Genomic DNA, 15,792 nt, shown 5'->3' with positions numbered 1-15,792 from the left:
GTGGATGCGAGCATCTTTGTGGTCAAGTTGTTAAGGGCACATGGTGGATGTCTTGGCTTCAGGAGCCGATGAAGGACGTAGGAGGCTGCGATAAGCCTCGGGGAGCTGTCAACCGAGCTGTGATCCGAGGATTTCCGAATGGGGAAACCCAGCACCAGTGATGTGGTGTTACCCGCACCTGAATATATAGGGTGTGTGGAGGGAACGCGGGGAAGTGAAACATCTCAGTACCCGTAGGAAGAGAAAACAACCGTGATTCCGTGAGTAGTGGCGAGCGAAAGCGGAAGAGGCTAAACCGTGCATATGTCAAGCTGTCAGGCGTTGTATGTGCGGTGTTGTGGGACCCAGCGTCGAGGATCTGACAGTCCTCGGAATGATCACGTGTGTTAGTGGAACGCCTTGGGATGGGCGGCCGGAGTGGGTGAGAGCCCCGTACGCGAAAACATGTCGTTGATTGTTTGTTTGGTGTTCCCGAGTAGCAGCGAGCTCGTGGAATTTGCTGTGAATCTGCCGGGACCACCCGGTAAGCCTAAATACTTCCTGAAGACCGATAGCGGACGAGTACCGTGAGGGAAAGATGAAAAGTACCCCGGGAGGGGAGTGAAAGAGTACCTGAAACCGTGTGCCTACAAGCCGTCAGAGCTGTAATAGGTGATGGCGTGCCTTTTGAAGAATGAGCCTGCGAGTTAGTGCTGCGTGGCGAGGTTAACCCGTGTGGGGTAGCCGTAGCGAAAGCGAGTCTGAATAGGGCGTCCATAGTCGCGTGGTCTAGACCCGAAGCGGAGTGATCTACCCATGGCCAGGGTGAAGCGACGGTAAGACGTCGTGGAGGCCCGAACCCACTTAGGTTGAAAACTGAGGGGATGAGCTGTGGGTAGGGGTGAAAGGCCAATCAAACTCCGTGATAGCTGGTTCTCCCCGAAATGCATTTAGGTGCAGCGTCACGTGTTTCTTGCCGGGGGTAGAGCTACTGGATGGTCTAGGGGCCTTACCGGGTTACCGAAATCAACCAAACTCCGAATACCGGTTAGTGAGAGCGTGGCAGTGAGACGGCGGGGGATAAGCTTCGTCGTCGAGAGGGAAACAGCCCAGAACACCAGCTAAGGCCCCTAAGTGTGTGCTCAGTGGGAAAGGATGTGGGATTGCCCAGACAACCAGGAGGTTGGCTTAGAAGCAGCCACCCTTGAAAGAGTGCGTAATAGCTCACTGGTCAAGTGGTCCTGCGCCGACAATGTAGCGGGGCTTAAGCACACCGCCGAAGCTGTGTCATTGACACAATAGATCGGTGTTCGTCCTTGAGGCGAACATCTAGTCGTGTTGATGGGTAGGGGAGCGTCCTGCATCCAGGGAAGCGGCGGCGGAAGCCAGTCGTGGAGGGTGTGGGAGTGAGAATGCAGGCATGAGTAGCGAATGCAGAGTGAGAAACTCTGCCGCCGGATGACCAAGGGTTCCTGGGCCAGGCTAATCCGCCCAGGGTAAGTCGGGACCTAAGGCGAGGCCGACAGGCGTAGTCGATGGACAACGGGTTGATATTCCCGTACCCGAGCATGTGCGCCCATGACGAGGCGTTTGATACTAACCACCCGAAGCGTGCCGGCGAAGCCTTCGGGCCTAGTTGGCATTGTGGAGCGTGGGACCTGATTTCGTAGTAGTCAAGCGATGGGGTGACGCAGGAAGGTAGCTCCGCCAGGCGATGGTTGTCCTGGTGTAAGCGTGTAGGAGAAAGCATAGGCAAATCCGTGCTTTATATACTCTGAGACGTGATGCGTAGCCGTTTGAGGCGAAGTAGAGTGATCCTATGCTGCCGAGAAAAGCCTCTAGTGAGTGCATGCACGGCCCGTACCCCAAACCAACACAGGTGGTCAGGTAGAGAATACCAAGGCGATCGGGTGAACTGTGGTTAAGGAACTCGGCAAAATGCCCCCGTAACTTCGGGAGAAGGGGGGCCAAACATCCTGAAGCTTCTTGCAAGCTAGGGGTGGGTGGCCGCAGAGACCAGCGGAAAGCGACTGTTTACTAAAAACACAGGTCCATGCGAAGTCGCAAGACGATGTATATGGACTGACGCCTGCCCGGTGCTGGAACGTTAAGAGGACCGGTTAGCCTTTCGGGGCGAAGCTGAGAATTTAAGCGCCAGTAAACGGCGGTGGTAACTATAACCATCCTAAGGTAGCGAAATTCCTTGTCGGGTAAGTTCCGACCTGCACGAATGGCGTAACGACTTTCCGGCTGTCTCAACCACAGGCCCGGCGAAATTGCACTACGAGTAAAGATGCTCGTTACGCGCGGCAGGACGGAAAGACCCCGGGACCTTTACTATAGTTTGGTATTGGTTTTCGGTTCGGCTTGTGTAGGATAGGTGGGAGACTGTGAAGCGCTCACGCTAGTGGGTGTGGAGTCGTTGTTGAAATACCACTCTGGTCGAATTGGGAATCTGAACCTCGGGCCATGATCTGGTTCAGGGACAGTGCCTGATGGGTAGTTTAACTGGGGCGGTTGCCTCCTAAAGAGTAACGGAGGCGCCCAAAGGTTCCCTCAGCCTGGTTGGCAATCAGGTGTTGAGTGCAAGTGCACAAGGGAGCTTGACTGTGAGACAGACATGTCGAGCAGGGACGAAAGTCGGGACTAGTGATCCGGCACCTCCTGGTGGAAGGGGTGTCGCTCAACGGATAAAAGGTACCCCGGGGATAACAGGCTGATCTTGCCCAAGAGTCCATATCGACGGCATGGTTTGGCACCTCGATGTCGGCTCGTCGCATCCTGGGGCCGGAGTAGGTCCCAAGGGTTGGGCTGTTCGCCCATTAAAGCGGCACGCGAGCTGGGTTTAGAACGTCGTGAGACAGTTCGGTCCCTATCCGCCGCGCGCGTAGGATACTTGAGGAAGGCTGTCCCTAGTACGAGAGGACCGGGACGGACGAACCTCTGGTGTGCCAGTTGTTCTGCCAAGGGCATGGCTGGTTGGCCACGTTCGGAAGGGATAACCGCTGAAGGCATCTAAGCGGGAAGCCTGTTCCAAGATGAGGTATCCCACCCTTTGTGGGTTAAGGCTCCCAATAGACCATTGGGTTGATAGGCCAGAAATGGAAGCACAGTAATGTGTTGTCGAGTTGACTGGTACTAATAGGCCGAGGACTTGTCTACGAAGATGTTACGCATCCACTCTACGGTTCTGAAACACCACGCTAGGTGCGTGTGTTGTTTCGGAGTGTTTCGGTGGTTTTAGCGTCAGGGAAACGCCCGGTCCCATTCCGAACCCGGAAGCTAAGCTTGACAGCGCCGATGGTACTGCAACCGAAGGGTTGTGGGAGAGTAGGACACCGCCGAACTTAACGTGAAGGAAGGGCCTGGCCCGGTTGAGACGAAATGTCTCCCGGTCCAGGCCCTTTTTCATGCCCGGGTCACGAGCCGCCGGCACTCACGCCCGCGGCCGCCCCCCTGCACCGCGGCGATCAGTCCTGGCCCGACGGCGGCCGCCTGGAGCGGCACCTCCGGCGCGAGCGGATCCGCACGCGCCCCGCACCCGCGCCAAGGGGGCCGGACCCAAGGGGGAAGACCCTCGGCCCGCCGAGCGCAGGAGGGCACCGGTCCGCAAACCCGCCCAGTCCGGCGAGCGCAGGAGAGCGCCGGCCCCGCAACTCGCCCAGCCCGGGAACCAGCACCTGAACCAGCCCGGGAACCAGGGCATGAAAAAGGGCCGGAGCTCCACGAGCCCCGGCCCTTCCCGCCGACCTAAAACCAACTGCTGCCGAACAACCACTCCCGAAGAGCAGCCCTACTTCAACGCCGACCCGGCCTGCCAGTCGGCCCACGACTTCGACCAGTCCCCGTACAGGTCCCACACCGGCAGCTGCGGGCCGCCCGAGTTGGTCACCTCCACGACGTCGCCCAGCCCCATGTTCTGGAAGAACCACTGGGCGTTCGCGCCGTTCAGGTTGATGCACCCGTGCGACACGTTCGAGCTGCCCTGCTGCCCCACGCTGTTGGGGTTCTCGTGCACGAACTCGCCGTCGTTCGAGATGCGCTCCGACCACTTCTCGTTCGACCGGTACGCCTTCGGGTCCGGCGGGCAGACCCCGTACGTGCACGAGTCCATCGTGTAGTTGGCCTGCTTGTCGGAAATGACGTGCGCGCCCAAATGCGTCGGCGTCGCGTCCTTGCCCATCGAGATCGGCATCGACTTGACCATCGCGCCGTTGTGGAAGATCTGCATCTGCTCGGTGTTCCCGTCCGCCTTCGCGATCCAGGAATCGTGCACCTTGTACGTTTCCGAACGGTCTTCCGCGCCGAACACGCCGCCGCCGAAATCGACGCCGTAGATCTTCGCGGAAACCTTCAGCGTCGTGCCGGCCTGCCAGTACTCCTTCGGGCGGTAGTGGACGTTCGAGTCGTCGATCCAGTACCAGCTGCCCTCCTGCTTCGGCGTCGACTCGACCGTGAGGGCCTTCTCCACCGCCGCCTTGTTCTTGACGGCGATCTTGCCGAAGCTGAACACGATCGGCTGGCCGACGCCGACACCCGTGCTCGCCGCGGCGGACGGGGCCGGGATCAGGTTGGCGTTCGCCTGCTTCTTCGGCGCGATCGTGCTGATCTGGTTGTCCTGCTCGATCGGTTTCCCGTTGGCGCCCTGGGCGTGCGCGACGATCTTGTACGTCGAGCCGTAGCCGAGCGGCTCGCTGGACGTCCAGCTCGAGCCGTCGCCGGCGAGCTTGCCGGCGACCGTCTTCCCCTTGGCGCTGTTGGTCACCGTGACGTCGAGCAGCTTTCCGTTGGCCGCCTTGACGACGATCGGCGTCGCCGGGTTGACGCCGGTGCCGCCCGCGGGTTCGAACGTCACCGCGACCGGTGTCTCGGACGCCGAGGCGGAACCCGGCGCCGGGGTGCCGCCGGCGGGGGAACCGCCGTCGTCACCGGAGGAACAAGCGGACAGCAGCAGAGCCCCGGCGAGGATTCCGGCCACCGAAAGTAAAATCTTCTTGGGGAGCATATTGTCTCTTTTTGGGAATTGGGATCGGCGGGCATTCGTCATCAAAACTACGCGATAGCGATGACGTTCTTCCCGGCGGATCGGTGCATCGGCGTGACGCGGATCACGTGACGACGAGCCCCGGCGCACCGTAGAGTCCCGGGCCGCTGATCGTGAGCCCGTCGAGGTACTCGCGGGCCGCCGAGTACGCCTCTTCCGCCAGCGTTTCCGTGTGCCCGAAGTCGAGCGGGTTCACACGTACGGGTGCGGGCCCCGGCACGTACACCACCGGTACCGAAGCCGCGGCGACCGGCGCTTCCAGCACGGCCTGGTTCCGCATGCTGATCATCGCGGTGAACATGATCACCTCGGCGAACGTCCGCGGCGCGTCCGGCATCTTGCCCGGGAACGCGCAGTCCAGCACCACCAGCGACTTCGCGCCCATGGTCAGCGCCTGGCGCATCGGCACGTTCGCGACGAGCCCGCCGTCGTACAGGAGCCGCCCTTCGTGCTCGACCGGCGGGAAGATGCCCGGGATCGCGCAGCTCGCCAGCAGCGGCTCGAGCAGCCGGCCGGACCGGATCAGCAACGGCTCGGCCGAGTCGACCTGCGTCGTGACGACGCCGAGCGGCAGCGTCAGGTCCTCGAACCGCGTTTCGGCGCCGAGGTGGTCGGCGATGATCCCGGCCAGCCCGGAATTGGGGAACAGGTGCGTCTTGCTCTGTGTCAGCGTCCGGACGCGGCTCAGCACGCCGCCGGGGAAGGCCTCCGCACGCGTCATGTGCGCCCAGATGCCGTGCAGGTCCTTCAGCGCGTCGCCGCCGGAACGGGCGAGGACGGCGGCGTTCAGCGAACCGACCGACGTGCCCGTCACGAGGTCCGGCGAGGCTCCGGTTTCGGTCAGCGCGCGCAGCATGCCGACCTGCATGGCGCCGAGGCTGCCGCCACCGCCGAGGACGAAGCCGACCGGCCGGGGAAGATCCGCGAGACTCATACCGCCGAATGTAGTAAGCCCGACTTTCGCAGGTCGTGCGGGCCGTGAAGACGGCGTTAACCTGCTGGGCGTGGCCGAGCTGGAGCTGCGCCATCTCAGAGCCGTCCGCGCCGTCGCGGACGGCGGGAGCGTGAGCCGCGCCGCCACCGTGCTCGGCGTCAGCCAGCCCGCGCTCACCGCGCAGCTCAAGCGGATCGAACGGATCCTCGGCGGCGACCTGTTCGTCCGCGGGCCCAGCGGCGTCCGCCCCACCGAGCTCGGCCGGTTCGTCCTCGCCCGCGCCGACGCGCTGCTGTCGGACATGCAGGCGCTCGTCGCGTCCGCCCGGCGCCACGGCGAACGCGAGCCCGAGACCCTGCGGATCGGGTACGTGCCGCTGCTCGTCATCGGCCGGTTCATCGAAGAGCTGGGGGAGCTGGACCTCGACGTCCAGACGTACGCCGAACCGGCGTCGCTCACCCTGTTGAAGCTGCTCTCGACCGGCCGCGTCGACGTCGCCCTGCTGGAACAGTTCGACGGCACCGAAGCGCACCACTTCGCCGGGCTGGCCGTGCGGACGCTCGCGACCGAGCCCATCTTCGTCGGGATCGCCCACGGGCACCCGGCGATCCGCGGCGGCGTCGTCGACCTCGCGGACCTGGCCGGCTGCGACTGGATCCTGCCGCCACCGCACGAAAACTGCGTGCGCGTGCGGTTCGCGCAGGCCTGCGCGGCCGCCGGGTTCACGCCGCGGGTGCGGCACTTCACGTCCGAGGCGGGGACGGCGGGCACGCTGATCGCGCAGGGCGCCGTGTGCCTCGCGCAGGCGGCATCGGCGCCACCGCGCGGGTTGCTCGCGCTGCCGCTGGCGGGCGACCCGCTCTGGACGACGCTGCTGTTCGCGACGCGCGAGGACGACGCCCGGACGCCGGCGACCGACGACGTGTTCCGGTGCGCGGAGGTCGCGCACCAGGCGTCCCGGCACCGGAACCCGCACTTCGCGCGGTGGTGCGGCCGGAATCCGGGCGAACGGCTCGTCACGGCCCGATAGGCGGCATAACGCCGGTGTTATCCCCGCTGGGATTACTGCCCGGCGCGGCAACGGGAGAAGCTCACGAAGTCCCCACCTGTTGCCGACAAGGAGCAACGAATGCACTTCAGACGAGCAATGGCGCTCGGCGCGCTGTGCGTGGCCCTCACCGGCCTGCTCTCCCCGCCCGCGAGCGCGACCACCGAAGCGACGACGTTGTCCATCAGCCAGCTGGTCCAGGAGCAGAACCAGTGGTGCTGGGCCGCGAGCGGCCTGACCATCGCGCGGTTCCTCGGCTACGGCACGAGCACCAGCCAGAACACCTTCTGCGACTACTCCCGCGGCTACCCGGCCGGTTCGCAGTGCCCCAACCAGCCCGGCGAGCTGACCTACGTCCAGCGCGGTTACCAGGCGCTCGGCCTGCGGCCCGGCACGGTGACCGGCGCGCTGAGCTTCGCGTCGGTGCAGAGCGAAATCACCGGCCGCCGCCCGATCGAAACCGGCATCTACTGGACCGCGGGCGGCGGGCACGCCCAGGTCATCTACGGCTACGACGCCAGCGGGCTCGTGTACTACGGCGACCCGTGGCCGAGCAGCCAGCGCTACAGCGCGATGGCGCACTCGAGCTACGTCCGCAACGGGCAGTTCCAGTGGGCGCAGTCCCTCTACCGGATCGGGGCGTGAGGCGTGAACCTCTTCCGTGGACTCGTCACGCTCTTCGCGGGGACGGCACTGGTACTGGGCTTCGGTGGCACGGCTTCGGCTTCCTCGCCGTCGTCGGACGAGGTCGCCGCCGCGGTCAGGTCGGCGGACGCCCAGCTGTCGGCGTTCTTCGGCCAGCTCGACCGGCGGGCGGGCGTCGCGCGCGCCGACGTCGTGCAGTCGCCTTCGGTCGGGGGTGAGCCGCAGAGCGTCTACTCGCTGGATCCCGCGTTCGTGGCCGGGACACCGGGCGCGAAGCCGGCGGCGTTCGCGTACTACGCGGTGAAGGCGCAGGCTTCGACCGGGCGGCAGGCCACCGTGTGGGTGACCCGCGAGGCGGGCGGGCTGACCGCGACCAACTTCACGACCGGCACCGAGGAGCTGACCTACCCGGCGCAGGCGCACGGGGACTTGGTGTTCACCGAACCGCAGGTCAACGCGTGGTACCGGCTGCGGGACGACCGCGTCCTCCCGCTGAACGACCCGGCCCGCCAGCGGGTCGGCGAGGGCGTCGCGGTGGCGGCGTACCAGCAGCTGGTGCACCGCTTGTACGGCGACAAGCTGCCCGGATCGGCCTACCGGGAGCAGGGCAAGCTCGGCGGGTACGACCTCGCCGCGACCCCGCTGCCGGCGCCGGGCACCGGTTCCTGGCCGTTCGCCGCCGGCGGGGCGCTGCTGGCGCTCGGCTTGATCGGCTGGGCCACCGGCAAGGCGGCGCGCGCCCGCCGCTGACGCCGGGAGGGTGCGGCCCGCTTCCCGGGTCGCACCCTCGTGGCTCACCGGCTCGGCTTCAGCCGGGCCCGGTCCCAAGCGCCCCAATGTGGCCTTCGGTGCGTCAGACGCACCGAACGCCACATTGGGTGCGTCCAGTGCACCCAACGCCACATTGGGGCGCTGGGGTCAGGGGACGCGCTCCGGCTCGCGATCCGGGTCCGGTGCCGCCAGGGTCTTGCGCTTCTTCAAGCGCAGCAAGAAGAACACTGCCGCCGCCGCGAGGAGGGCGACCACGATCAGGCCGCCCGTGTTGAGGGCGCCCTCGATGCGTTTCGCCGCTTCGCCGAGGGCCGCGCCGATGCTGATGTGGATCAGGGACCAGCAGAAGGCGCCCGCCGCCGCGGCGGGGAGGAACTTGCGGAACGGGAGGCCCGACGTGCCCGCCGCGGCCGGGGTCAGGGTGCGGATCACCGGGAGGAAGCGGGCGAAGAACACCGCCCACGCGCCGCGGCGTTCGAGGACTCCGGTGGCTTTGTCCCAGGCGTCGAGGCCGTACTTGCGGATCAGCTTCGTCTCGCGCAGCCGGGGCCCGAAGCGGCGGCCGATGAAGTAGCCGAGCGCGTCGCCGGCCGTCGCGCAGACGGTCACCACCGCCCACAGGGCGAGGAAGCGCGCCACCGTGTTCGCCGTTGTCGCCGCGATGAGCAGGCCGGATTCGCCGGGGGCCAGGAAACCCAGCCCGATCGTGCATTCGGCGAACACCAGGCCGCCGGTGGCCGCGACGAGCCCCGGTTCCGGGAGTCCTTGCAACCAGCTGAGGAGGTCCGAAACCAGGGCCATGCCGCCACTTTACCGATCCTTTAAGGATGGTGGGGTGACGTGCGTCACCGCGCCAGCAGCGACGCCGCTTCCTGCGCGGCCGGACCCTCGACGGCCAGGTGGGCCAGGTTCTCCGGCAGCACTTCGCCGCGGTGCGCCTTCGTCTGGGCGTACAGGCGTCCCGCGCGGTACGAGGAACGCACGAGCGGACCCGCCATCACACCCGCGAAGCCCATGGCTTCGGCGGCCTTGGAGTGCTCGACGAACTCCTCCGGCTTCACCCACCGGTCCACCGGGTGGTGCCGCGGCGAGGGACGCAGGTACTGCGTGATCGTCAAGATCTCGCAGCCCGCGTCGACCAGGTCCTGCATCGCCGGCGCGACCTCGTCGGGGGTCTCACCCATGCCGAGGATCAGGTTCGACTTCGTCACCAAACCCGCCTCGCGGGCGGCGGTGATGACTTCCAGCGAACGCGCGTATCGGAAGCCGGGCCGGATGCGCTTGAAAATCCGCGGCACCGTCTCCACGTTGTGGGCCAGCACCTCCGGTCGCGACCCGAAGACCTCGGCCAGTTGCGCCGGGTCGGCGTTGAAGTCGGGGATCAGCAGCTCGACACCGGTTCCCGGGTTGAGAGCGTGGATCTGCCGGACGGTCTCCGCGTACAGCCACGCGCCACCATCGGAAAGGTCATCGCGCGCGACGCCGGTGACGGTCGAGTACCGCAAACCCATGGCCTGCACGGATTCGGCGACCTTGCGGGGCTCGGTGCGGTCCAGCTCGGCGGGTTTGCCGGTGTCGATCTGGCAGAAGTCACAACGCCGGGTGCATTGATCGCCACCGATGAGGAAGGTGGCTTCGCGGTCTTCCCAGCATTCGTAGATGTTGGGACAACCGGCTTCTTCGCACACCGTGTGCAGACCCTCGCGGCGCACCAAGCCCTTGAGTTCGGTGAACTCGGGCCCCATCCGCACCCGCGTCTTGATCCACGGCGGCTTCTTCTCGATCGGCGTCTCGCTGTTGCGAACCTCGAGACGCAGCAGCTTCCGGCCTTCAGGCGCAGCACTCACACCCTCAACCGTACGCCCGTCCGGGCTAAGCGGGGTCGGGGGTGACGCCGGTCAGCTTCGCCGTCACGTCCCACAGCGCGGCACCCAGCGACTCGCTCAGCGCGGGCGTGAGCGGACGCACTTTGACCGGGTGGCCGCGCAGGCCGCCGAGGCCGCCGGGGGCGATGTAGTCGCCGCCTTCGACGCCGTCCGCCGTGGCCGCGTACAGCTGCGGGAGCGCGCCCTGGCGGACGTTCTGGGCGAACAGGGCCTCGCCGATGCGATGGCCGCCCGCGATGGCGCCGCGGACGACCGGGTTCGAGTACGAGCGGGCCATGCCGCTGCCGAGACCGGTCGCGGTGTAGCCGGGATGGGCCGCGACGCTCAGGACGTCGTCGCCCGCCGCGCGCAGCCGGCGGTCGAGTTCCAGGGCGAACACCTGGTTCGAGAGCTTCGACTGCCCGTACGCGGTCGCCGGGTTGTAGCGGCGGTGCTCGCCGTTGGGGTCTTCGAGGTCGATCCGGGCGCCGGTCGCGGCGAGGCTCGACAGCGTGACGACGCGGGCGTGCGTCCCGCCGCGCAGGGCAGGGAGCAGCAGCCAGGTCAGCACCGCGTGACCGAGGTAGTTCGTGCCGAACTGCAGCTCGAACCCGTCGGCGGTGCGGCCGCGGGCGGTCGCCATCACGCCGGCGTTGGCGATCAGGACGTCGAGGGCGTCACCGGCCCGTTCGCGCACCGACGCGGCGGCCGCGCGCACCGACGCGAGCTCGCTCAGGTCCAATGGGACGAGCTCGGGTTCGGCGCCCGCGGCGGCCGCGCGGACCTGGTCCAAAGCCTTCGCGCCGCGTTCGGGCGAACGGCAGGCGAGGAACACGCGGGCCCCCTTGCCCGCGAGCACCTCGGCGGTGCGGAGACCGAGCCCGGAGTTCGCCCCCGTGACCACGACGGTCCGGCCGCTCTGGTCCGCGATGTCGTTCTCGGTCCACCGTGTCATGCGTGACACTTAACTCCGTTTACGCACTAGGCGCGAGTAGCCGCCGCAGGTGTCCCATCACCGGACGGCGCCGGGCGGGCTCCTCGCGGCTGGTGTGCAGCAACGCCTCCAGCGCGTGGCCCACCTTGACGATCTCGTCGGCGGGCTCGCGCGGGTCGGCCAGCCCGGCCGTGACGGCGAGCATCCGCAGCTCGCCTTCGTGCATGCGGCGCAGCGACGCGTGCCGCTCGTACGCGCCGTCGAGGACCGCGCGCAGGTCGGCGTGCTCTTCGACGGCGGCGCGCCAAGCGCGGGTGACGGCGTCGACGTGGTCGGTGAGGCCGTCGGCCTCGTCCGGGTCGGCGACCTCGGCACGCAGGCGCCCGCCGAGCGTCCGCGTCCACTGGTACTGCAGGGCGGTGAGAACGTTCTCTTCGGTGCCGAAGTGCTCCTCGGCGCCCGGCACCTCTTCGAGCGGCAGCGGCGCGCCCGGGTTGCGGGCGGCCACGCGGACGGCGGCTTCGAGGATTTCCTGACGTCGGTAGAAGTCTGTCCAGCTCATGGTGTGGCTCCCCTTCCGTGGCCCGGGTCATACCGCGGGTCTGCGGCATACTCCCGGTACGGACCTGACCCGGCGAACATACCATGAGTATGGAGAGATCCTCCGGGCGTAAAGTTGTGAAGGTGGCGACAATGAGGTCCAGACGACTCGACTACTCCGAGTCGACCCGGTCCGCGCTGGTCGACAGCGCGGTCGAACTGTTCACCAAACGCGGCTATGCGGGTACCTCGCTCGACGAGATCGCCAAACGCGCCCGGGTCACCAAGGGAGCCCTGTACCACCACTTCAGCGGCAAGCAGGCGTTGTTCGAAGCCGCGTTCGACCAGGTCGAGAGCCTCGTCTACGACCGGCTCGACAAGATCATGACCGGCGAGGGCTCGCCGTGGGAGCGGGCGCTCGGCGGGCTCAACGCGTTCATCCGCAGCTGCCTCGACCCCGCCTACCAGCGGATCGCCATCCACGAGGCGCCGGTGGTCATGGGCTGGGAGCGCTGGCGCGAGGCCGAGGAGCGGTGCAGCTTCGGGCTGGTCCGCTCGGGCCTGCAGTCGCTGATCGACGCGGGCGAGGTCGAGCCGGTGCCGGTGGAGGTCACCGCGCGGCTGCTGTTCGGCGCGCTGTCCAGCGCGGCGACCGAAATCGCCAGCTCGCCGGACCCGAAACGGGTCGGCGCCGAGATCGAGGACGTGATCGTCCGCATGCTCGTCCGGCTGCGGCGGACCGAGCAGGACGGCGCGGAGGTCTCACCGTCGATAGGCTGACGTCGTGGACTTGAGGATCTTCACCGAGCCCCAGCAAGGGGCCACCTACGACGACCAGCTGCGGGCCGCCAAGGCCACCGAAGCGGCGGGTTACGACGCCTTCTTCCGCAGCGACCACTACCTGAAGATGGGCTCGGCCGACGGCCTGCCCGGCCCGACCGACGCCTGGATCACCCTGGCCGGCCTGGCCCGGGAGACGACCCGGATCCGGCTCGGCACGCTCGTCACCGCGGCGACGTTCCGGTACCCCGGGCCGCTCGCCATCTCGGTCGCGCAGGTCGACCAGATGTCCGGTGGGCGCGTCGAGCTCGGGCTCGGCTCCGGCTGGTACGACGCCGAGCACACTGCGTACGGCCTGACGCTGCCGCCGCTGAAGGAGCGCTTCGACCGGTACGCCGAGCAGCTCGAGATCGTCACCGGCCTGTGGAAGACCCCGGTCGGGTCGACGTACTCCTTCGCCGGCCAGTACTACACGCTGACCGACTCGCCCGCGCTCCCGAAGCCGGCGCAGCAGCCGGCCCCGCCGGTGATCATCGGCGGGGCCGGCAAGAAGCGCACGCCGGCACTGGCCGCGCGCTTCGCCGACGAGTTCAACCTGCCCTTCGCCGACGCCGAAACCGCGGCCGCGCAGTTCGCCAGGGTCGAGGCGGCGGCGGTGGAGATCGGCCGCGACCCCAAGGAGATCCTGCGGTCCGCGGCACTGGTGATCGCGGTCGGCCGCGACGACGCCGAGGTCGCGCGCCGGGCGTCGACGCTCGGCCGGGACGTCACCGAGCTGAAGGCCAACGGCCTCGCGGGGACGCCGGGCGAGGTCGTCGAGCGGATCGGCCAGTGGCGCGAGAAGACCGGGATTACCCGGCTCTACCTGCAGCTGATGGACATGTCCGACCTGGACCAGATCGACCTCATCGCCGCTGAAGTCGCGCCGCAGCTGGACTGAGAAAAGCCGTGAAGGCCTCCTTACCGGCTCTTATGGCCGGTAAGGAGGCCTTCACGGCTTTTCAGTTCTGCAGGGCGAAGGTGACGCCGGGGGCTTCGGGGGCGGCCGGGCGGGGGAGCCAGCGGTCCTCGCTCACCGGCAGCTCGCCGTCCAGTGCCGCCAGGACGGCGTCGCGGGCCAGCGGGAGCACCGCTTCCACCGTGACGTCGCGCTGGAGCTCGTAGGACAACGACGTCACGCCCGCGTCGCGGATGCCGCAGGGGACGATGCTGTCGAACGCCGCCAGGTCGGCGTTGCAGTTCAGCTCGAAGCCGTGCATCGTCACGCCGCGCTGGACGCGGATGCCGATGGCCGCGATCTTGCGCTCGATGCCGCGGTCGTCGGCCGGGATCCAGACGCCGCTGCGGCCCTCGACGCGGCCGCTGGTCACGCCCAGCTGGTCGCACACGTGGATCAGGGCCTCTTCCAGGCGGCGGACGTAGTGGACGACGTCGATCGGGTCGGCGAGCTTCACGATCGGGTAGCCGACCAGCTGGCCGGGGCCGTGCCAGGTGATCTTGCCGCCGCGGTCGACGTCGATCACCGGGGTGCCGTCCGTGGGGCGGTCGGCCGGCTCCGTGCGCTTGCCCGCGGTGTACACCGACGGGTGCTGCAGCAGGAACATCGTGTCCGGCGCGGTGCCGTCGGCGCGCTCGATGAGCCGGCTCCGCTGGAGCTCCCAAGCTTCGGTGTAGTCGATCGTGCCGAGCTCCCGGACGTCGACGGCTTCGGTGCTGGCGCGGCAGGTGGTACGCGAAGAACTCACCCGTCGAGGCTACGCCCGTCACCCGGGGGAAGCAGCCGCAAGGCGCACGCTGAGAGCAGGCCGACACCGGTCACCGCCAGCACTGCGCCGATCGTGTCGGACACCCAGTGCACGCCCAGCACCACCCGGCAGGCCGCGCTGAGCACGACAGCCACCGCCGCCACCACCGCGACCCGGCGGACCAGCCGCGGCCACAGCCACGCGCACAGCAGGACCAGCACGAACCCGGTGCTTGCCACCGCCGTCACGTGCCCGCTCGGGTAGCTCAGGTCCGGGTAGTCGCGCGGGCGTTCCCGCAGGAAGACCGGCTTGAACACGACGCTCGTCAGCCGGCACAGCACCAGCACCACGGCCAGCCGCACGCACAACCCCGTGTGACGGCGCTGCCGCAACGCCAGCGCCAGCAGCGCCGTGCCGAGCACGAAGGGGAGCACCGGGCCGAGGACGTCGCTGCCGAGCTGCGCCACCCGCCCGAGCGGCTGCGTGTAGACGTCGTGGAGGGCGTTCGCCACCTGGGAATCGAGGGTCAGCGGCTGCCGCGCCACGCTGAGCCCGAGCACGACGAACGCCGCCGTCAGCGCGAGGCCGACAACGAGCCAGCGTTTCAGCGGGATCGTCATGCCGCCGCGAGCGCGCTGTCCAGGGTCGGGTGCCGGAACGCGTAGCCGGAGCGCTCCAGCGCGGCCGGGACGGCCCGCTGCCCGAACAGGGCCATCTCCTCGCCGGCCTGGCCGAGCACGGCCTTGAGCGCGAACCCGGGCACCCACCACGGCGCCGGGCGGTGCAGCGCGCGGCCGACCGCGCGGGTGAACTCGGCGTTGGTCACCGGGGCCGGCCCGGTCAGGTTCACCGGGCCCGAGACGTCGTGCGTCAGGACGTGGACGATCGCGCCGACTTCGTCTTCGAGGGCGATCCACGGCATGTACTGGCGGCCGTCGCCGAGCCGGCCGCCCAGGCAGAGCTGGAAGAGCGGCCGCAGGGTGCCGTACAGCCCGCCTTTCGCGGACAGCACCAGCCCGGTCCGGATGGTGACCACGCGTGCGTCGCCGGCGCCCGCCGTCGCCGCTTCCCACGCTTCGCACAGCTCGGCGAGGAAACCTTGGCCGCGGGGCGCCGTTTCGTCCACAGTGGACGATCCGGGGTTCCCGTAGTAGCCGACGGCGGAAGCGTTGACGAACACGCCGACCCCGTGCTCGGCGACGGCTTCGGCGAGCACCTCGGTCGGCTCGACGCGGCTGTCGGTGAGCTCCTGCTTGCGCATCGCGCTCCACCGGCCGGGGAACAGCGGCTTCCCGCCCAGGTTGACGACGGCGTCGACGCCCTCGAAGGCGCCGGCGGCGATGGTGCCGGACGGCGGGTCCCAGCGGAATTCCCCGCCGCCGCGCGCTTCCCGCCGCACCAGGCGGCGGACTTCGTGGCCCTCGCTCAGCAGGCGCTCGCCCAGCGCCGACCCGATCAAGCCGCTCGCTCCGGCGATCAGTACTCGCATGCCCCGATCGTTGCGCAT

General features: G+C 67.9%; 14 protein-coding genes and 2 rRNA genes. 7 read left to right on the top strand and 9 right to left on the bottom strand.

Features of this window, described 5'->3' with window-relative positions; translation table 11 throughout:
- The first annotated feature begins 20 nt into the window (after positions 1-20).
- A 23S ribosomal RNA gene (locus tag SD460_RS39330) occupies positions 21-3,141 on the top strand.
- 68 nt (positions 3,142-3,209) lie between these two features.
- Positions 3,210-3,326, top strand: a 5S ribosomal RNA gene (gene rrf / locus SD460_RS39325).
- Positions 3,327-3,772: 446 nt separating this feature from the next.
- On the opposite strand, the gene SD460_RS39320 is transcribed toward rrf, so the two are convergent.
- A complete protein-coding gene (locus SD460_RS39320; protein WP_290060949.1) occupies positions 3,773-4,984 on the bottom strand; it encodes a L,D-transpeptidase in 1,212 nt (403 codons plus the stop codon).
- A 103-nt stretch (positions 4,985-5,087) separates the two neighbouring features.
- Positions 5,088-5,957, bottom strand: a complete 870-nt coding sequence (locus tag SD460_RS39315; protein ID WP_290060950.1) for a patatin-like phospholipase family protein — start codon at positions 5,955-5,957, stop codon at positions 5,088-5,090.
- Between the two features lie 70 nt (positions 5,958-6,027).
- On the opposite strand from SD460_RS39315, the gene SD460_RS39310 reads away from it, so the two are divergent.
- The 3 genes from SD460_RS39310 (at position 6,028) to SD460_RS39300 (ending at position 8,400) form a co-directional block, all read left to right on the top strand.
- A complete protein-coding gene (locus tag SD460_RS39310) occupies positions 6,028-6,987 on the top strand; it encodes a LysR family transcriptional regulator (RefSeq protein ID WP_318307500.1) in 960 nt (319 codons plus the stop codon).
- 99 nt (positions 6,988-7,086) lie between these two features.
- Positions 7,087-7,650: a papain-like cysteine protease family protein gene (locus SD460_RS39305; protein WP_290060952.1), complete on the top strand. Its 564-nt coding sequence runs from the start codon at positions 7,087-7,089 to the stop codon at positions 7,648-7,650.
- 3 nt (positions 7,651-7,653) lie between these two features.
- Positions 7,654-8,400: a hypothetical protein gene (locus tag SD460_RS39300; RefSeq protein ID WP_318307499.1), complete on the top strand. Its 747-nt coding sequence runs from the start codon at positions 7,654-7,656 to the stop codon at positions 8,398-8,400.
- A 168-nt stretch (positions 8,401-8,568) separates the two neighbouring features.
- Here the strand turns inward: SD460_RS39300 and SD460_RS39295 are convergent, their stop codons facing one another.
- Genes SD460_RS39295 through SD460_RS39280 form a run of 4 tightly spaced genes read right to left on the bottom strand, consistent with a single transcriptional unit; the run spans position 8,569 to position 11,782 of the window.
- Positions 8,569-9,222, bottom strand: a complete 654-nt coding sequence (locus SD460_RS39295) for a DedA family protein (RefSeq protein WP_290060954.1) — start codon at positions 9,220-9,222, stop codon at positions 8,569-8,571.
- A 44-nt stretch (positions 9,223-9,266) separates the two neighbouring features.
- Complete coding sequence (lipA, locus tag SD460_RS39290; RefSeq protein ID WP_290060955.1) at positions 9,267-10,268, bottom strand: lipoyl synthase; 1,002 nt, start codon at positions 10,266-10,268, stop codon at positions 9,267-9,269.
- Between the two features lie 25 nt (positions 10,269-10,293).
- The gene (locus SD460_RS39285) at positions 10,294-11,241 is read right to left on the bottom strand and encodes an oxidoreductase (protein ID WP_290060956.1); all 948 of its coding nucleotides are present in this window, start codon (positions 11,239-11,241) and stop codon (positions 10,294-10,296) included.
- 19 nt (positions 11,242-11,260) lie between these two features.
- Positions 11,261-11,782, bottom strand: coding sequence for a hypothetical protein (locus SD460_RS39280; protein ID WP_290060957.1), 522 nt, complete (start codon positions 11,780-11,782; stop codon positions 11,261-11,263).
- Positions 11,783-11,913: 131 nt separating this feature from the next.
- Between SD460_RS39280 and SD460_RS39275 the strand changes: the two genes are divergently transcribed.
- Both SD460_RS39275 and SD460_RS39270 read left to right on the top strand, forming a co-directional pair.
- The gene (locus SD460_RS39275) at positions 11,914-12,540 is read left to right on the top strand and encodes a TetR/AcrR family transcriptional regulator (protein ID WP_318307498.1); all 627 of its coding nucleotides are present in this window, start codon (positions 11,914-11,916) and stop codon (positions 12,538-12,540) included.
- A gap of 4 nt (positions 12,541-12,544) precedes the next feature.
- Complete coding sequence (locus SD460_RS39270; protein ID WP_290060959.1) at positions 12,545-13,480, top strand: LLM class F420-dependent oxidoreductase; 936 nt, start codon at positions 12,545-12,547, stop codon at positions 13,478-13,480.
- A gap of 61 nt (positions 13,481-13,541) precedes the next feature.
- Here the strand turns inward: SD460_RS39270 and lipB are convergent, their stop codons facing one another.
- Genes lipB through SD460_RS39255 form a run of 3 tightly spaced genes read right to left on the bottom strand, consistent with a single transcriptional unit; the run spans position 13,542 to position 15,774 of the window.
- Positions 13,542-14,285, bottom strand: coding sequence for a lipoyl(octanoyl) transferase LipB (gene lipB, locus SD460_RS39265; protein WP_290060960.1), 744 nt, complete (start codon positions 14,283-14,285; stop codon positions 13,542-13,544).
- A complete protein-coding gene (locus SD460_RS39260) occupies positions 14,282-14,905 on the bottom strand; it encodes a phosphatase PAP2 family protein (RefSeq protein WP_290060961.1) in 624 nt (207 codons plus the stop codon). Before SD460_RS39260 ends, lipB begins: the two co-directional genes overlap by 4 nt.
- On the bottom strand, positions 14,902-15,774 hold the full coding sequence (locus tag SD460_RS39255; RefSeq protein ID WP_290060962.1) for a TIGR01777 family oxidoreductase: 873 nt from the start codon (positions 15,772-15,774) through the stop codon (positions 14,902-14,904). The genes SD460_RS39260 and SD460_RS39255 overlap by 4 nt, the downstream gene beginning before the upstream one ends.
- Between the last annotated feature and the right edge of the window lie 18 nt (positions 15,775-15,792).

Source organism: Amycolatopsis solani (assembly GCF_033441515.1).
Lineage (GTDB): Bacteria > Actinomycetota > Actinomycetes > Mycobacteriales > Pseudonocardiaceae > Amycolatopsis > Amycolatopsis solani.
The sequence above is the reverse complement of the archived record's forward strand: the minus strand, read 5'-3'. Positions and strand labels throughout refer to the sequence as shown.

Excerpts from the sequence above, each read along its gene's own strand:
- SD460_RS39320 (WP_290060949.1), bottom strand. The coding sequence starts at position 4,984 with ATGCTCCCCAAGAAGATTTTACTTTCGGTGGCCGGAATCCTCGCCGGG.
- SD460_RS39315 (WP_290060950.1), bottom strand. The coding sequence starts at position 5,957 with ATGAGTCTCGCGGATCTTCCCCGGCCGGTCGGCTTCGTCCTCGGCGGT.
- SD460_RS39305 (WP_290060952.1), top strand. The coding sequence starts at position 7,087 with ATGCACTTCAGACGAGCAATGGCGCTCGGCGCGCTGTGCGTGGCCCTC.
- SD460_RS39295 (WP_290060954.1), bottom strand. The coding sequence starts at position 9,222 with ATGGCCCTGGTTTCGGACCTCCTCAGCTGGTTGCAAGGACTCCCGGAA.
- SD460_RS39285 (WP_290060956.1), bottom strand. The coding sequence starts at position 11,241 with ATGACACGGTGGACCGAGAACGACATCGCGGACCAGAGCGGCCGGACC.
- SD460_RS39280 (WP_290060957.1), bottom strand. The coding sequence starts at position 11,782 with ATGAGCTGGACAGACTTCTACCGACGTCAGGAAATCCTCGAAGCCGCC.
- SD460_RS39275 (WP_318307498.1), top strand. The coding sequence starts at position 11,914 with ATGAGGTCCAGACGACTCGACTACTCCGAGTCGACCCGGTCCGCGCTG.
- SD460_RS39260 (WP_290060961.1), bottom strand. The coding sequence starts at position 14,905 with ATGACGATCCCGCTGAAACGCTGGCTCGTTGTCGGCCTCGCGCTGACG.
- SD460_RS39255 (WP_290060962.1), bottom strand. The coding sequence starts at position 15,774 with ATGCGAGTACTGATCGCCGGAGCGAGCGGCTTGATCGGGTCGGCGCTG.